The organism is Peribacillus sp. FSL P2-0133 (assembly GCF_037975445.1).
In the GTDB taxonomy this organism is placed as follows: domain Bacteria; phylum Bacillota; class Bacilli; order Bacillales; family DSM-1321; genus Peribacillus; species Peribacillus simplex_E.
On record NZ_CP150254.1, the window covers coordinates 4,410,290 to 4,423,771 of the forward strand.

General features: G+C 40.3%; 14 protein-coding genes and 2 riboswitches. Of the genes, 7 read left to right on the forward strand and 7 right to left on the reverse strand.

Translation table 11 applies throughout. The features are described 5' to 3' along the window. Positions 1 to 35: 35 nt before the first annotated feature. The 3 genes from MKY17_RS21185 to MKY17_RS21195 all read right to left on the reverse strand — a co-directional run bounded on the left by MKY17_RS21185 (position 36) and on the right by MKY17_RS21195 (position 3,492). The gene (locus tag MKY17_RS21185; RefSeq protein ID WP_339200576.1) at positions 36 to 1,064 is read right to left on the reverse strand and encodes an NADH:flavin oxidoreductase/NADH oxidase; all 1,029 of its coding nucleotides are present in this window, start codon (positions 1,062 to 1,064) and stop codon (positions 36 to 38) included. A 199-nt stretch (positions 1,065 to 1,263) separates the two neighbouring features. Continuing rightward, positions 1,264 to 2,106: an aldo/keto reductase gene (locus tag MKY17_RS21190; protein WP_098372029.1), complete on the reverse strand. Its 843-nt coding sequence runs from the start codon at positions 2,104 to 2,106 to the stop codon at positions 1,264 to 1,266. A 180-nt stretch (positions 2,107 to 2,286) separates the two neighbouring features. Beyond that, complete coding sequence (locus tag MKY17_RS21195) at positions 2,287 to 3,492, reverse strand: MFS transporter (protein ID WP_098372028.1); 1,206 nt, start codon at positions 3,490 to 3,492, stop codon at positions 2,287 to 2,289. Between the two features lie 188 nt (positions 3,493 to 3,680). Here MKY17_RS21195 and MKY17_RS21200 point away from each other — a divergent pair, with 188 nt between their 5' ends. The 3 genes from MKY17_RS21200 (at position 3,681) to MKY17_RS21210 (ending at position 5,726) form a co-directional block, all read left to right on the forward strand. Beyond that, positions 3,681 to 4,052, forward strand: coding sequence for a winged helix-turn-helix transcriptional regulator (locus MKY17_RS21200; RefSeq protein WP_034309370.1), 372 nt, complete (start codon positions 3,681 to 3,683; stop codon positions 4,050 to 4,052). Between the two features lie 186 nt (positions 4,053 to 4,238). Next, on the forward strand, positions 4,239 to 4,544 hold the full coding sequence (locus MKY17_RS21205; RefSeq protein WP_098372027.1) for a hypothetical protein: 306 nt from the start codon (positions 4,239 to 4,241) through the stop codon (positions 4,542 to 4,544). Between the two features lie 30 nt (positions 4,545 to 4,574). Then, positions 4,575 to 5,726, forward strand: coding sequence for a CAP domain-containing protein (locus MKY17_RS21210; RefSeq protein ID WP_339200579.1), 1,152 nt, complete (start codon positions 4,575 to 4,577; stop codon positions 5,724 to 5,726). An 89-nt stretch (positions 5,727 to 5,815) separates the two neighbouring features. On the opposite strand, the gene MKY17_RS21215 is transcribed toward MKY17_RS21210, so the two are convergent. Next, positions 5,816 to 7,009 carry a nucleoside transporter C-terminal domain-containing protein gene (locus MKY17_RS21215; RefSeq protein ID WP_098372093.1) on the reverse strand — a complete coding sequence of 398 codons (1,194 nt, stop codon included), beginning with the start codon at positions 7,007 to 7,009 and terminating at the stop codon, positions 5,816 to 5,818. A 172-nt stretch (positions 7,010 to 7,181) separates the two neighbouring features. Then, a riboswitch (purine riboswitch) is annotated at positions 7,182 to 7,282 on the reverse strand. Positions 7,283 to 7,502: 220 nt separating this feature from the next. On the opposite strand from MKY17_RS21215, the gene MKY17_RS21220 reads away from it, so the two are divergent. Continuing rightward, positions 7,503 to 8,207 carry a DUF421 domain-containing protein gene (locus tag MKY17_RS21220; protein ID WP_098372025.1) on the forward strand — a complete coding sequence of 235 codons (705 nt, stop codon included), beginning with the start codon at positions 7,503 to 7,505 and terminating at the stop codon, positions 8,205 to 8,207. 107 nt (positions 8,208 to 8,314) lie between these two features. Here the strand turns inward: MKY17_RS21220 and MKY17_RS21225 are convergent, their stop codons facing one another. After that, positions 8,315 to 9,061, reverse strand: coding sequence for an alpha/beta fold hydrolase (locus MKY17_RS21225; protein WP_098372024.1), 747 nt, complete (start codon positions 9,059 to 9,061; stop codon positions 8,315 to 8,317). 311 nt (positions 9,062 to 9,372) lie between these two features. On the opposite strand from MKY17_RS21225, the gene MKY17_RS21230 reads away from it, so the two are divergent. Further along, positions 9,373 to 9,693, forward strand: coding sequence for a PadR family transcriptional regulator (locus MKY17_RS21230; RefSeq protein WP_098372023.1), 321 nt, complete (start codon positions 9,373 to 9,375; stop codon positions 9,691 to 9,693). Positions 9,694 to 11,277: 1,584 nt separating this feature from the next. Here the strand turns inward: MKY17_RS21230 and MKY17_RS21235 are convergent. Next, positions 11,278 to 11,427: a hypothetical protein gene (locus MKY17_RS21235; protein ID WP_179891213.1), complete on the reverse strand. Its 150-nt coding sequence runs from the start codon at positions 11,425 to 11,427 to the stop codon at positions 11,278 to 11,280. 20 nt (positions 11,428 to 11,447) lie between these two features. Continuing rightward, positions 11,448 to 11,990: a VUT family protein gene (locus MKY17_RS21240; protein WP_063575425.1), complete on the reverse strand. Its 543-nt coding sequence runs from the start codon at positions 11,988 to 11,990 to the stop codon at positions 11,448 to 11,450. A gap of 50 nt (positions 11,991 to 12,040) precedes the next feature. After that, positions 12,041 to 12,083, reverse strand: a riboswitch (PreQ1 riboswitch). Positions 12,084 to 12,270: 187 nt separating this feature from the next. Here MKY17_RS21240 and MKY17_RS21245 point away from each other — a divergent pair. Both MKY17_RS21245 and MKY17_RS21250 read left to right on the forward strand, forming a co-directional pair. Beyond that, positions 12,271 to 12,744, forward strand: a complete 474-nt coding sequence (locus MKY17_RS21245; protein ID WP_098373651.1) for an SRPBCC family protein — start codon at positions 12,271 to 12,273, stop codon at positions 12,742 to 12,744. Between the two features lie 47 nt (positions 12,745 to 12,791). After that, positions 12,792 to 13,232 carry an SRPBCC family protein gene (locus tag MKY17_RS21250; protein WP_098373645.1) on the forward strand — a complete coding sequence of 147 codons (441 nt, stop codon included), beginning with the start codon at positions 12,792 to 12,794 and terminating at the stop codon, positions 13,230 to 13,232. Positions 13,233 to 13,482 lie beyond the last annotated feature (250 nt).

Below are 13,482 nucleotides of genomic sequence, written 5' to 3' on the forward strand. Positions count from 1 at the left end.
GAATATAATATTCGCCGGCGTTTTAAAAATCCTTATCAATGCTTGAAACCCAGTTGATATTGTTTAGGGATCTCCGTTTTTATTTTCAAAGCTTTAGATGCTTCAAGTGCCCAATAAGGGTTTCGCAGCATCCCTCTGCCGACGGCTACTAAATCGGCTTCTTCATTGCCAATGACTGAATTTGCTAGAATCGGATCATCTAATCGACCTACAGCAATCACTGGAATATCCAAAGCTTTTTTTATTTCCCTGGCCAATGGAGTTTGATAGCTAGCATGCGTACCCGGTCTTCCGTCTGCTCCAATCGGGCCTTCTCCTCCAGAGCTTACATGGAACATATCGACGCCTGCTTCTTTAAAGACTTGTGAAAAGGCAATGCTGTCCTCAATGCCATATCCGCCTTCAACGTATTCTTTTGCAGAAATGCGCATGATTAAAGGCATGTCGGCAGGCATTTCGCTTTTCACTGCTTTAATGACTTCCACTCCGAATTTGGTCAGGTCTTTTCCATATTCGTCATCACGTTTATTCGTAAGCGGTGATGTAAATTGGTGGATTAAATATCCGTGTGCACCATGTAATTCGATTACGTCAAATCCTGCTTGAACAGCCCGTCTGGCCGATGCCCGGAATTTATCGACCATTTCCTTCACTTCTTCCGTTTCTAAAGCTCTTGGTGTTTTGTACGTTTCATCAAACGCAATTGCTGATGGTGCCACCGGAGTTTCGGCATCCTCCGCTTTACGGCCTGCATGGGCAATTTGTATCCCGATTTTTGCACCGTATTGATGAACTTCCTTAACGATGTTGGAGAAAGCTCCAATTTGATCGTCGGACCATAATCCAAGATCACGATTCGAAATGCGCCCATCAGGCTCCACATCGGTCATTTCCACTATAATTAATCCCGTGCCGCCAACTGCCCTGCTTACATAATGCTGCTGGTGCCAGTTTGTTGGTATACCATCTTCCGCTTCGACGGAGTATTGGCACATCGGCGGCATGACGATCCTATTTTTAAGTTCAAGTTCTTTTATGCGATAAGGTGAAAATAAATCATTCATAATTTTTTATCTCCTTTTTTATATAATGCATGCACATGCATTTATATCATCTGATTAATTCTGTGTCAAATAATCAGATTCCCGAATCTTTCATTGTAAACGACATCGTCTGTTGGTACAGCATTTCCATGCCCGCCAATGCGGAGATCTAATAAAAAAAGAGAAAGACGGATATCCCGTCCCTCTCCTTCATACTTGATTAAAAGTCGAAATTATCAGGATCTGGACCAACACGGTGATTCTGATTCAATCCATCAATTTGGTTCATTTCCTCTTCCGTCAATTCGAAATCGAATATAGATGAGTTTTCTACAATACGATGTTCTTTAGTGGATTTTGGAATCGTTACAATCCCATTTTGGATATCCCAGCGCAAAATGACTTGTGCAACTGATTTGCCATGCTTGGCCGCAATTGCTTGTAAAACGTCATTATCCAGAAGTTCACCTTGCATCAATGGTGACCACGCTTCAAGTTGTATCCCTTGTTCCTTACAGAATGCCTGAACTTCTTTTTGAGTTAAACGCGGATGGCATTCCACTTGATTGACCATCGGCTTCACTTCTGCATCTTCCATTAAATCTTTAAGATGGTGAATCTGGAAATTGCTCACACCGATCGCTTTTACTTTTCCTTCTTTATAAAGAGTTTCCAACGCTCTCCAGGCTTCTTTATATTTTCCTTCCACTGGCCAATGGATAAGATATAAATCCAAGTACTCCAAGCCAAGTTTCTTTAAGCTTTTTTCGTAAGCCGCAATTGCTGATTCATATCCTAAATCGGCATTCCAGACTTTTGAAGTTACGAATAAGTCTTCTCTTGAGATTCCGGCTTCTTTTATGCCCTCACGGATCCCTTGGCCGACCCCTTCTTCATTTTCATAAATGGCAGCCGTATCGATACTGCGATAACCATGTTTAATGGCCACTTTAACCGCATTTACCAGCTCCGGTCCTTCTTCCACCTTAAATACGCCCAATCCGAACCAAGGCATTTTAACGCCATTATGCAACGTTGTTGTATCTTGTAAATTTTTCACCATTATACTCTACCTCCAAATTTTTTCTTCATTGTTTTTAAGATTGTAATGCGTTTAAGTATCAGTATCATTACATCCCTTCAAAGAACCTTCTATCATTCGCTGAAGGGATGCAATGATACTTGGTTATTGATACTCTAAACGCATAGCATGCTTTTTCTAACATGCATCACTTTTTCAATCCTATGCTATTTTGTCAGTTACCTTGGAACGGTCCTTACTTTCCAAGGCACGGCTCCAAGCTGTTAAAATCACTGCCGCAAACACCATGACTCCACCTATCCACGCTGTATGGATCAGTCCGATCGAATCCGTAATCACCCCTCCTAAGTAGGCACCAATGGCGATACCCGCATTGAAGGCGGCAATATTGATGGCTGACGCCACATCCACTGCACTCGGTACGAAACGCTCCGCTAACATGACGACATACACTTGAAGCCCCGGAACATTCATGAATGCAAACAAACCCATTAAAATGATCGTAATTAAACCGGCTATCTTAAACGGTGCAGTGAAAGTCAAGACCACAAGTACAATGGCTTGAATAAGAAACATATAGAATAGGGCATTAATAGGATTGCGATTAGCGAATTTCCCGCCAAGGGTATTTCCTATTGCTATTGCTACTCCATATATTAGCAAAATCAAGGCCACAGTTCCTTCTTTAAACCCTGTCACTTCTTGAAGTAATGGCGACAGGTACGTGAAGACAACGAATGTACCTCCATACCCTAATGCTGTAATGATGAATACTAGCAGCAATCGGCCATTCGTCACCAATTTGATTTGATCACGGAACGTGGTCCGTGCAGCCTTTCTTAAATCGGATGGGACCAGGATGCCGTTTCCGATGAAAGCAATAATGCCGATTGCCACAATGATGATGAAAGCGAATCTCCAGCCGAATTGCTGACCGATGAAGGTTCCAAAAGGAACTCCGGTCACCGTTGCCACCGTCAGACCTGTAAACATGATGGCGATGGCACTCGCCCTGCGGTTTTCAGGGACCAAATCAGCCGCAATCGTAGCGCCGATTGACATGAAGATACCATGTGCAAGCGCTGAAATGACACGTGCGATCAATAATACACCGACCGTGGCCGCAGAAGCCGCTAATGCATTTCCGGCAATGAACACGACCATTATCCAAAGCAATAAAGTCTTTCGCGACATATTCGATGTCAGGGATGTCAGGATAGGTGCCCCGAACATGACCCCCAAGGCGTATAAGGATACCGTCAATCCCGCCGTCGTCACTGTAATGTGTAAATCTTTAGAAATGAGTGGTAATAATCCCACGCTGATGAACTCTGTTGTTCCAATCGCAAAGGCACTGATCGCTAAAGCCAGCAATGCCCATGTACTTCTATTTTTATTTGAAATCATATCCTCTTCTCCTTCTTGTCATTTTGTACTATCATTGAAATTGCCTTAGCAACTTTTTTTATAAATGGTACAGCGAAATTCGGTGTGCAAATGTTATTATGAGATATAATACAAATAAAGAACAGTACGCACTTCAAAGTGATATAGGCACCTTTTAGTACCTATAAAATAAGGAGAGTATGCCAATCATGCAAAAAAAGAAATACAATATATCAGTTGAAGCGACACTGGAAGTAATGGGCGGAAAGTGGAAATGCGTAATCCTCTGCCATCTGACCCACGGAAAAAAGCGGACCAGTGAATTGAAGCGCCTTATGCCGAATATCACCCAAAAAATGTTGACCCAACAATTGAGGGAGTTGGAAAAGGACGAAGTCATCAACCGTATCGTTTACAACCAAGTCCCCCCTAAAGTGGAATATGAACTTAGTGAGTATGGGCAAAGCCTGGAAAGTATCCTATCCGCACTATGTACATGGGGGGAAAATCACATAACAAGAGTGTATGGAGATAAGTTTTCCGTTCTTGAGGAAAGTGTATTGAATGATCAATTGAAGTAATTCCCCAAAAAAAGATTAGCTCGAAGCGGCTAATCTTTTTTGTATATAATGAATGATCCTGATTCAACTTCCATAAATTTCACCAACGTTTTATCCCCTCTTCTTTCTGGTATAATATGTAATACGCAACTTGAAATTTTTTATTTAGTAAACGAAGAAGTATAATAGTGAAACCAAGGAGGACATATGAGGGTCTTATTAGAATTGATACGCATCATATTAATATTCGGGATAGCCGGAACAATCATTTCGACGATTGTAAACGGCATATATATAAACATCGGAGTGAATCAGTATGGCTGGCTAGGCTCGATTGCGATACTGCTGTTATTATTCGTCTGGTACAGAAATAAACTTCAGTTCAGTGGCTGGTATTCGGGAAAAGGGAAGGAAAAGCTTCCCAAAATGGCCTCACACATACTCATTCTGTCTTCGCTATTTTTGTTATGTGCCCCGCCTGTTTTAAGTGTGCTGCAGATGATCTTTCATTAATCGGGATTCTATATCCTGGATAGAGCAGGAGTGAACGATTTGCGGAAATTGTTTAATATTGTGGTCCTCATACTCCTACTCTCTGGATTATGGTATGGATATGGTAAAGATATTCAGGAGTCTGGATTCAAAGCGGGGGTCGGTGCCTTTGCAACAGATGTTCGTTCCTTTATAAACGGGCCTGAGGTTTCAACTGCCTTGGAAAAACTGAATACTGGAGTCAGCAGTCTCATTGGCACTTTGACGGAAACATTGGATACCGCTTCTGAAAAAGAATCGCAGGAAACGGAAAAAGTGAAAAAGCCAGCATTGGAAGCACCTGCTGATGCATCCTTCTCGGTCCATAATATCGAAATTGGCGACACGAAGGATGATGTAGAAAAATTGGCTGGTAAAGCTAAGCGGAATACGCGGAATGAATATGGCGTAGATTGGTTCACCTATCACGAAAATTATCAAAATTTCTTCATGGTTGCCTACGATAACAACGATAAAGTTGTTGGTTTATATACCAATCAAGATTTGATTTCCTCGAAGGAAGGCATTAAACGCGGCACTCCCAAAGAAACCGTGACCGGGAAAATGGGGGAGCCTGTAACAAAACTGCTTAAAGGAAACGTCTATTACCAGATTCGAAGTGACAGCGGCGAATACGATATGTTTGAAATGGATAATAGCTATGTGACCATTTTTTATGACAAACATGAGAAAAATACAGTCACGGCAATCCAAATCATCGACGCAAAACTCGAAAAGCAAAAGAGCGGCTATTTTGCAGAAGCCGGCCCTGAATTAAAGAAGGGCTTTGAATATCAATTATTCGATTTGACCAATGCATCACGGGTCAATCATAATCTCTCAGTGCTTTCATGGGATAAACGAGTGAAGGTCACGGCACAGGATCATAGTAAAGATATGGCCGTGAATCAATACTTCAACCATACAAACCTTGAAGGAGAATCCCCGTTCGACCGGATGGAAGATGACAAAATCAATTTTCGAATGGCGGGGGAAAACCTGGCTGCCGGTCAGAATAGCAGTATTTTTGCCCATGAGGGCCTAATGAATTCCATTGGCCACAGGGAAAATAAATTACAGAAGGATTTTGAATCGCTCGGTGTCGGAGTTGCCTTCGATGAGGAAAATAAACCATTTTATACGGAGAACTATTTGACGAAATGAACAAAAAGCTGTGCATGGGAAAATCCAGCACAGCTTTTTTCACACAAGAGAGGGCATCCATTTATAAAAATGGATGCCTATGTTTTAGATCACCAAACGAATAACCCAACGACCATGGCACTCAGCAAGGAAACAGCCATCCCGCTAACCAGCAGTTTCCAAACATTCCTTCCGATAATGTTCGATTTCTCATCATTGAGGATGGAATTGAATGTTCCATAAATCATGCCCACTGTACTGAAGTTGGCAAATGACGTCAGATAAGTGACAGCCACTGCAACTGTATGCGGAGGCAGTGTACTGACTTTATCTTTTAAATCGAGCAAGGCAACGAACTCATTTGTGGCAAGCTTGATTCCCATCAATTGAGCGACGTACATGGCATCATGTCCAGATAGTCCAAGCAGGAATGCAAATGGACTAAAAATGACAGAGAAAATCTTTTGAATGGTCAAACCATCCACAAAGAAACCGAAAATGCCGTTTACGCTGGCCGTTAAGGCCACATAGCCGATAACCATTGCCATGATGACGAAGACCATTTTGGCCCCGACAAGCATACTGTTGGAAATGGTGGAAAAGAAATCTTTACGTTCCTCTTTAGAAGGTACATAAACGACGTCTTCCTCTTTACTGACGTCGACGGGATTCAGCATGTTTGCTATCAGCAAGGCATTTAAGCAGTTCAAAGGTATCGCTACAAAAACATAGGTTGCCGGTACCATGGACAGGTAGGCTCCAATGATTGAACCACTGATGCTGCTCATGCTCATGATTCCAAATGTCAAAAGACGCTGATCCTTAATCGCACTGAGCTGCATGCGGAGAACGGCAAGTGCCTCGGTATTCCCTAGGAACATCATCTGAATCGAAAAGAAACTCTCAAGTTTTGGCAAACCGGATACTTTTGAGATGAGCCATCCCACTTTATCAATGATCCAGGTAAGTATACCGAAATACGTTAAAACATCAAAAAACGTGATAATGAAGATAATTGGCATCAATGCGCTGAAAAAGAAATCCACTTGTTCATTTGCCATAAGTGAAGGAAAGACAAAAGAAATCCCTTCATTCGCACATTCAATCAACCAGGTGAAGAATGAAGCGATCAGATTGATGACCCATGCCCCAATTTTAGTGGATAACATGAACCATGTGATAAGTAATTCGAGAACCAACAAGGTAAGAATGGCTTTCCACTTAACGTTCCTTTTATTAGGTGAACAAAGGTAAACGATGCCCATTACAACCAAAACACCTAGTATATTCAATAAGAAATACATGCTTTCATCCCCTTTGGTTTTATTATTTCCCATTCATTTTTTTTATATAAAAAGCCCTCACCTTTTTACACTTTCAGCCGCAGGAAGAAAGTGTGAAAAAGTAAGAGCCTTTATTGAAACGTTTTGTGGATCAAGCCTCTTCAAGCGAACCAACATAAACCTATTCATCTCTTCTATTTTCATACTTCCTTGTAGTCCGGCATTACGGCTGCCAGGTAGAAACTATCAGACCATCATCACTGATATTATACAAGGATATTTTTTAAATAAATTTCTCAGGAAAGATATCATTTTAAATCAGTTTATTTTTAATTACAATACGTTTCAAAGTTGTTATATTAATATAAATTTTTCGAAAACAGTCAAGAAAGTCTCCAAGGGGCCAATGTTGGGTAATACTAATGAAGGGGCTGGCTTAAACCCTCCCAGTTGTTTCAATTCACCATATTAACCACTACATCTCCTTTACAGGAAATAAGGACGTGAATTTTTTGTGGATTTTTTTAATAGCCAGGAAAGTCTTACTGCAATTCAGTGGACTTTAAGAGCCATTATATCCTTCTTCTTCTTAATTTTTTTGGTTAAATTGATGGGGCAACGATCCATTTCCCAGTTAAGATTACTTGATTTCATAATGGCATTAATTATTGGGAATATTCTTGCCCACCCTTTGTCTGATGAACAGTTAGGTTTGAAGGGCTCAATGATCACGGCCTTTGCATTAGTCATCTTATATATAATTAGTGTGTTTACGAGCCTTAAGTGGGGCAAACTCCGAAGTTTTTTTGACTCCGACCCCTTTCCGCTTATCGAAAATGGACAAATCATTTACAAAAGTCTAGCAAGGGCCCGAATCTCCATCGATGATTTATTATCGGAATTAAGAAAAGAAAAGGTCGAAGATATTCAAAAGGTATCCCTTGCACTATGGGAACCGGGTGGTACCATTTCATTGTTTCTATTCCCTCAATATGAAGCAGTAACACCAGCAGATATGCACCTAGCAACAACTGCCTTCAATTTTCCTAAAACGATCATTAAAGAGGGGAAGATTGATTCTAAAGAATTAAATCGGGGAGGTAAAGACGAAGAATGGCTGAAAAAAAAAATCAAAACAACATATAATTCCGACGTGAACGATATTTTATTAGCAACTCTTGATAATAACGATAACCTAAAGGTCTTTTTCTACAAATAGTTACTCGTTTGCAGCCAAAATAAAATCCCCTCAAGCATTGTGTAAAGCCTACTTATGACTGTAGGCTTATAACACGTCAACTTAAAGGGGATTTATTAACTCGCTTATTACTCCGACCAATTCAATGTATTCAAGAACTTATAAACATCTTCATACACTTGATTACGTTCCTTACCCAATGTGATGATATGACCTGATTTTTCATACCATATCAAGTGTTTATGCTGCGTATCGACTTCATTGAAAATCGCTGTAGCACTCTCCGTATAGTCGGGATCATCCAAACGCCCTTGTAAAACAAGAGTTGGTGATGTGATTAAATCTAAATCTTCACCTGTCTCATTTATAATATTCAACACATCTTTTAGTTGAGGCATAGGCTCTTCTGCCAGCAGCTTCACTTCCGCAGCAATTTGGTCTGCATCTTTGCCCTCAAACTTCTTATAAGCCTGTGCATAATTGAGCAAGCGGTTCTTTTGTCGATCGATACTTTTTCCTTGCGTCGGAGCGCACATTGAAACCACCCCTGTTACAGGCAATTCAATTCCCACTTTTAATGAGAAAACTCCTCCTAAAGAAATTCCTACAACAGCAATTTCCTCATAGCCTTCCTCTTTAAGGAATTGATAACCATCAACTACGTCTTTCCACCATTCCTTTGGACCTGTTTTTGCAAGTTCCTCGGCTGATACTCCGTGCCCACTATAAAGAGGTCCATGGCAAGTATAGTCGAGATCATTCAAGTATTTTCCTAATTTCTTCATATCTCCTGTACTTCCGGTAAACCCGTGAAGTAAAAGAACAGCTCTTTTTCCACCTCTGTATGTGAATGATTCAGGTGCTTTCACTTTCATCTATCTAGGACCTTCTTTCTTTGCTCTTGTTGATAAATAGAATCTATATGATTTTCAAAAAAAAATCAATTAATACCCCTTGAGTAGTGATTCTTCTATCCTATTCCGAATTTTCATTAAAACAATTAAATCATGTATATAATATCCTTACCACACTCTTCGCAACTCATCCGTTCCGAAGCACATTTTACTATGATTAAAATTATTTAGCAATCGTCATTTAACCATTTTTTTTAAGAAAAGTAAAATGCACCTTGTGATACGATGTACAAACGTATTACACTTTAAAAATGAAAAGGAGGAGAATTTATTTGGATAAAGAATTAATGAAGGGAAGCATTGACCTCCTTTTGCTTTCACTTCTTTCACAAAAAAAGCTATACGGCTATGAAATCACGAAGATCCTGAAGGAAATGAGCATGGGCAAATATCAAATAAGTGAAGGCACCCTCTACTCCGCCCTTAAACGATTAGAAAAAAAAGAATTCATAACAGGCCATTGGAAAGAGTCAGAATCAAGCCGCAGGAAATATTATCATGTCACCGAAAATGGACAAACCGAACTTGAACGGAAACGAGAATGCTTTTACTTCCTGGAAAAATTAGTCCAGAAAAGCGCAGAGCAATTCTAAACAAAATAAAAAGCTCCCTGCACCCATTATTGGAAATGTGCAGGAAGCTTTTTTTGCTGTTTACTCGTGAGTTTGGAGCGAATACTAGTGCAAAGAGTATTACTCATAGAATGTAGTAGTAAACTCATGAATTATGAGCGTTTACTCGAGAGTATGGGCTATTTACTTGTGAGTTTCGCACTTTTACTCGTGAGTTTCACACTTTTACTCGTGAGTTTTGCTGTTTTACTCGTAAATTGGTGCCGCACTCAGAATATCGCATCGTTTACTCGTGAGTTTTGCACTTTTACTCGTGAGTTTTGCTGTTTTACTCGTGAGTTTTGCTGTTTTACTCGTGAGTTTTGCACTTTTACTCGTGAGTTTGCGCTATTTACTCGTAAATTGGTGCCGCACTCATGATTTCGCACCGTTTACTCGTGAATTTCACACTTTTACTCGTGAGTTTGCGCTATTTACTCGTAAATTGGTGCCGCACTCAGAATATCGCACCGTTTACTTGTGAGTTTCGCACTTTTACTCGTGAATTTGCGCTATTTACTCGTAAATTGGTGCTGCACTCAGAATATCGCACCGTTTACTCGTGAAATTCACACTTTTACTCGTGAGTTTTGCTGTTTTACTCGTGAGTTTTGCACTTTTACTCGTGAGTTTTGCTGTTTTACTCGTAAATTGGTGCCGCACTCAGAATATCGCATCGTTTACTCGTGAGTTTTGCACTTTTACTCGTGAGTTTTGCACTTTTACTCGTGAGTTTTGCACTTTTACTCGTGAGTTTTGCTGTTTTACTCGTAAATTGGTGCTGTACTCAGAATATCGCATCGTTTACTCGTGAATTTCACACTTTTACTCGTGAGTTTTGCACTTTTACTCGTGAGTTTGCGCTATTTACTCGTAAATTGGTGCTGCACTAATGATTTCGCACCGTTTACTCGTGAGTTTCGCACTTTTACTTGTGAATTTTCTCTATTTACTCGTAAATTGGTGCTGTACTCAGAATATCGCACCGTTTACTCGTGAAATTCACACTTTTACTCGTGAGTTTTGCTGTTTTACTCGTGAGTTTTGCACTTTTACTCGTGAGTTTCGCACTTTTACTTGTGAATTTGCGCTATTTACTCGTGAGTCTCGCACTTTTACTCGTGAGTCTCGCACTTTTACTCGTGAGTCTCGCACTTTTACTCGTGAATTTCGCACTTTTACTTGTGAATTTTCTCTATTTACTCGTAAATTGGTGCTGTACTCAGAATATCGCACCGTTTACTCGTGAAATTCACACTTTTACTCGTGAGTTTTGCTGTTTTACTCGTGAGTTTTGCATTTTTACTCGTGAGTTTGCGCTATTTACTCGTAAATTGGTGCTGCACTAATGATTTCGCACCTTTTACTCGTGAGTTTAGCACTTTTACTCGTGAATTTCGCACTTTTACTCGTGAATTTCACACTTTTACTCGTGAGTTTTGCTGTTTTACTCGTGAGTTTCGCACTTTTACTTGTGAATTTTCTCTATTTACTCGTAAATTGGTGCTGTACTCAGAATATCGCACCTTTTACTCGTGAGTTACTCCATTCACGCAAAAAAAGGACCTAATTAGGTCCTTTTTTGTCTATTCCTTTATGCTTGCGATAATTGGCGCAGGAGAGCTTCATACATTCCCCTTGAACATGCGGGCCATATTTTTCACGAAAGGCCTCGAGGCAATAGCATTTATCTTGTTCTTTTTTGGTTCCATCCATCGAGTGCATCCCTCCTAGCTTTAACTGGAGACTACACGTTTCTCCAGTTCTACATTGATTCGTCCCAACAGTATGGCACCAATTGACTGAATGATCGTTTTAACGATGATTTGGCCGATGACCGCAGCTGGTACTGCTTCCCATGGCAATATATTGGCACCCAACGGACTTAGGCCAATCACGACAAATATCACCGAATCGAAAAATCCTCCAACGATTCCGCTGTAAAACACCCTCCAACTCATCGGGAGTTTTAAACGGGTATAAATTTCCGTATCCGCTGTTTCTGCGACCACGAACGATAATGCGGAAGCAAATACGATCAATAACGTATCCCCTAATAAGAATGATACACACGCAGATAAAATAAGTGCAGTGACGATACATATATAGGTCTTCGTGCGGCCGAATTTATTCTGGACCAGATCTCGAAAGATGAAGGTTCCCCCAATGAGCAATGTACCCATCGGAATGATGAACATGCCAAAATGCAATGGCGCAAAAGCTGCTGTAACCACATTCGCCGTGATGATGGATACTAAATACAATAAAATTCTTAACATTTCTTGATTCTCCTTATACAGAAAAAACAGCACCCTAAGAAAGAGCACTGTTCTCCTTAGTTTTTTTGAGAGGGTAGCTAGAACCTCTTCCGCCCGAGCGGATTATCATTTTCCTTATTTATCGTAGCTTGAAAGCGATTGGAAATCAAGAAGTTTCCATATGGCCGATTTTTGTCGCAGAAAACTGCTTGACCGGCTGTATATGAAAAGCCGACAATGATTGATAGAATAATGTTACGATCTTGATATGAGGTATAAAAACGCGAGGAGGAAAAAGATGATGAAAAAACCATCGTTTGTTCATGTTATTTATATCGCAACCCCACCAGAGAAGCTTTGGGAAGCCCTTACTAGCGGTGAAGTCACGAAGAAGTACCATTTTGGATGCCAAGTCCAGTCTGACTGGCAAGAAGGCTCAAGCGTTAAATATTTGCTGGAAGATGGGCGTATTACTGATCATGGTAAAGTACTCAAGTGTGAGCCGCTGCACCTGCTCTCGTTCACTTGGAACATGACAGGAGACGAAACACCTCGCGAGCAGCCTACTCGTGTCACTTTTATACTGCAGACTATGGATGATTCGACTGTGAAGTTAACGCTTAGGCATGAGGAGCTTTTGGAGACGGATTTCGTATATGATGATAATACCTTTGAAGGCTTGAATAATGGATGGCCAGCGATTCTAAGTAACCTGAAGAGCTTGCTTGAAACTGGACGGACCCTGCCGCCAATAACAGTAGATCGGAATAATTAAGTGGTAGTGGAAAACTATAAAGACACAAAGAAAGAGAGTTGATAGTGATGGATACGCAAATAATCACGAAATTTAAAATAGTCAAACCAACCAATGAAGTGTTTGAAGCCATAGTGGACCCAGAAAGAATCGGGAATTTCTGGTTCTCATCGAGTTCTGAAAGATGGGAACAAGGCAGGACGCTTACATTGAGATATAACGAATACGATGCTGAAGTGGTTATTAATGTATTGGAAGTAGAGGAAAATAGGAAAATCGTGTTCTCATGGGGAGGAAATGATCAAGAAACGATTGTTACAATTACACTAAAAGAGTTGGGTAAAATGAGTACAATTATTGAAGTGAACGAATCAGGTTTGAAAGAGGACGACCCCGAATTGATAAATAAAATGATAGGACAAAAGGAAGGTTGGGTTTATACATTAACATGTTTAAAGGGTTATTTAGAAAATGGGGTTAATACTTTGAGAGCATCAATAATTTTTTAATTCTTAAAAGGTGCTGGTTCAGATTAGAAAGATCACTAAAAATGCAGTTGGCCGTGCCTGACTCCCAGAACAATGGTACTTAAGATTTTTAAGCATGTTGTGTCCTATTGATAAGTCTTACCTATTTCCTAATTCTGCATTTGTTAATCAAGGTCAAAGAAAGCATACGGGAGGAGACTTTAAATGTTTCCGAGAAAAAACTCAAGGATGAATATCACCCTTGAGTTTTTTACTTTAGTTATGGTTTGAC

Coding starts and splice junctions, on each gene's coding strand:
- MKY17_RS21185 (WP_339200576.1), bottom strand. CDS start 1,064: ATGAATGATTTATTTTCACCTTATCGCATAAAAGAACTTGAACTTAAA.
- MKY17_RS21190 (WP_098372029.1), bottom strand. CDS start 2,106: ATGGTGAAAAATTTACAAGATACAACAACGTTGCATAATGGCGTTAAA.
- MKY17_RS21195 (WP_098372028.1), bottom strand. CDS start 3,492: ATGATTTCAAATAAAAATAGAAGTACATGGGCATTGCTGGCTTTAGCG.
- MKY17_RS21200 (WP_034309370.1), top strand. CDS start 3,681: ATGCAAAAAAAGAAATACAATATATCAGTTGAAGCGACACTGGAAGTA.
- MKY17_RS21205 (WP_098372027.1), top strand. CDS start 4,239: ATGAGGGTCTTATTAGAATTGATACGCATCATATTAATATTCGGGATA.
- MKY17_RS21215 (WP_098372093.1), bottom strand. CDS start 7,009: ATGTATTTCTTATTGAATATACTAGGTGTTTTGGTTGTAATGGGCATC.
- MKY17_RS21225 (WP_098372024.1), bottom strand. CDS start 9,061: ATGAAAGTGAAAGCACCTGAATCATTCACATACAGAGGTGGAAAAAGA.
- MKY17_RS21235 (WP_179891213.1), bottom strand. CDS start 11,427: ATGGATGGAACCAAAAAAGAACAAGATAAATGCTATTGCCTCGAGGCC.
- MKY17_RS21240 (WP_063575425.1), bottom strand. CDS start 11,990: ATGTTAAGAATTTTATTGTATTTAGTATCCATCATCACGGCGAATGTG.
- MKY17_RS21245 (WP_098373651.1), top strand. CDS start 12,271: ATGAAAAAACCATCGTTTGTTCATGTTATTTATATCGCAACCCCACCA.
- MKY17_RS21250 (WP_098373645.1), top strand. CDS start 12,792: ATGGATACGCAAATAATCACGAAATTTAAAATAGTCAAACCAACCAAT.